Genomic DNA, 2,248 nt, shown 5'->3' with positions numbered 1-2,248 from the left:
GGGACAGCACTGTGTCGAGGACGGCGCGTTCGTCCCCACGCTGCGGGCCGGCCGCGACGACGCGACAACCGTCACCACGGCCCTCGCCACCCTCCACGTGCGCGGGGTCGCGATCGACTGGCCGACGGTGCTCGCCGGTGGCCGCCGCGTCGACCTGCCCACCTACGCGTTCCAGCACGAGCGCTACTGGCCCACGTTCGGACCGGCACCCCAGGCAGCCACCGGCGCCGGCGGCGACCGGGCCGACGGGGCCGACTCCGACTTCTGGGCCGCCGTCGAGCGGGAGGACCTCGACACCCTGACCGGCGCCCTCGACCTCGACGGCGACACGCTGCGCACCGTGCTTCCGGCGCTGTCCACGTGGCGGCGGGGCCGCCGCGACGACGCGACGCTCGACGGGTGGCGGTACCGCGTCGGGTGGAAGCCGCTCGGTCCGCTGCCGGCCGGCACGCTCACCGGCACCTGGCTGCTGGTCGCCGAACCCGGAGACGGCACCGACAGCGCCTTCGGTGCCGGGGTGGCCGACGCGCTCAGCGCGCGCGGCGCCCGCGTCGTGAGCGCCGCACCCGGCGACGACCTGTCCGCCGGCGGCTTCGAGGCCGTCGTGTCGCTGCTGGACGTCGCCGGAACGCTCGCCCTCGTACAGGCGCTCGACGGTGTCGACGCTCCACTGTGGAGCGTGACCCGCGGCGCGGTGTCGACCGGCCGCTCCGACCCGCCCACCGACCCGGCCTCGGCGCAGGTGTGGGGCCTCGGCCGCACCGTCGCGCTGGAGTACCCGCGGCGCTGGGGCGGGCTGGTCGACCTGCCGCCGGTGCTCGACACCCGGGCCACCGGCCGGCTCGCGGCGGTGCTGTCCGGAGCCACCGGCGAGGACCAGGTGGCGATCCGGGACACCGGCGTGTTCGCCCGCCGGTTGGCACCGGCCCCGCACGCCGACCGGGCCGCGACCTGGCGACCGCGCGGGACGGTGCTGGTGACCGGTGGTACCGGTGGGCTGGGTGCCGAGGTGGCGCGGTGGCTGGCGGCCAACGGTGCGGAGCGGTTGGTGCTGGTGTCGCGGCGTGGGCTGGAGGCGCCCGGTGCGGCCGACCTCGCTGCTGAGCTGAACGCCGAGGTGGTGGCGTGTGACATCGCCGACCGCGACGCCGTCGCGGCTCTGCTCGCGTCGGTGCCGGACCTGACCGCGGTGGTTCACTCGGCCGGGGTCGCGGTGGACACACCGCTGGCGGACCTGTCCGTGGAGGAACTGGCCGCGGTGACGTCGGCGAAGGTGGAGGGCGCGCGGCATCTGGACGAGCTGACCGGCGCGCTGGACGCGTTCGTGGTGTTCTCGTCGATCTCGGGCGTGTGGGGCAGCACCGCGCAGGGCGCCTACGCCGCCGGCAACGCGTACCTCGACGCCCTCGTGGAGGCCCGGCGGGCCCGGGGCCTGGCGGGGACGGCGATCGCGTGGGGGCCGTGGGCCGACAGCGGCATGGCCACCGACGAGACCGTGCGCACGGCGTTGTCCCGCAGCGGGCTGCGGGCGATGCCGTCGACGCTGACGGTGCCGGCGTTCGCCCGCGCGGTCGGGTCCGGCGACGGCTGCGTCGTGGTCGCCGACGTCGACTGGGACCGGTTCGCGCCGGCGTTCGCGCTGCACCGCCCGAGCCCGCTGATCGAAGACCTCCCCCAGGTGCGCGACGCGCTGACCGGGCCGGCCGCGGAGGCCGTGGCGCGGACGCCGCGGTTCGGCTCGCCCGAGGAGGCGTACCGGTCGCTGCTGGAGACCGTCCGCACGCAGGCGGCGGCGGTGCTCGGCTACGGCTCGGCGACCGAGATCGGCGTCGACCGGGCCTTCCAGGACCTGGGCTTCGACTCGCTGTCGGCCGTCGAGCTGCGCAAGCGGCTCGCGGAGGCCACCGGGATGCGGCTGCCCGCGACGGTGGTCTTCGACTACCCGACCGCCGCCGCCCTCGCCGCCCACCTGCGCGACGAGGTCCTCGGCACCGCGGTCGTCACCACCGCGCCCGTCGCGGCGGGGGCGTCCGACGAGCCGGTGGCGATCGTCGCGATGGCCTGCCGCTACCCGGGTGACGTCCGCGGCCCGGAGGACCTGTGGCGGCTGGTGTCCGAGGGCAACGACGCCATCGGCGGGTTCCCCGACGACCGCGGCTGGGACCTGCCCGAGGGCGGTTACGCGCTGCAGGGCGGCTTCCTCTACGACGCCGCGCGGTTCGACCCCGGCCTGTTCGGCATCTCGCCG

The 2,248-nt window shown here is 76.7% G+C and carries 1 protein-coding gene; it reads left to right on the top strand.

The features are described from left to right. A partial coding sequence (locus Voc01_RS52530) for an SDR family NAD(P)-dependent oxidoreductase (RefSeq protein ID WP_203935324.1) occupies positions 1–2,248 on the top strand: 2,248 nt, incomplete at both ends.

The organism is Virgisporangium ochraceum (genome assembly GCF_016863655.1).
Taxonomy (GTDB): Bacteria; Actinomycetota; Actinomycetes; order Mycobacteriales; family Micromonosporaceae; genus Virgisporangium; species Virgisporangium ochraceum.
Note: the sequence above shows the minus strand (reverse complement) of the source record. Positions and strands in the feature narration are given on the sequence as shown.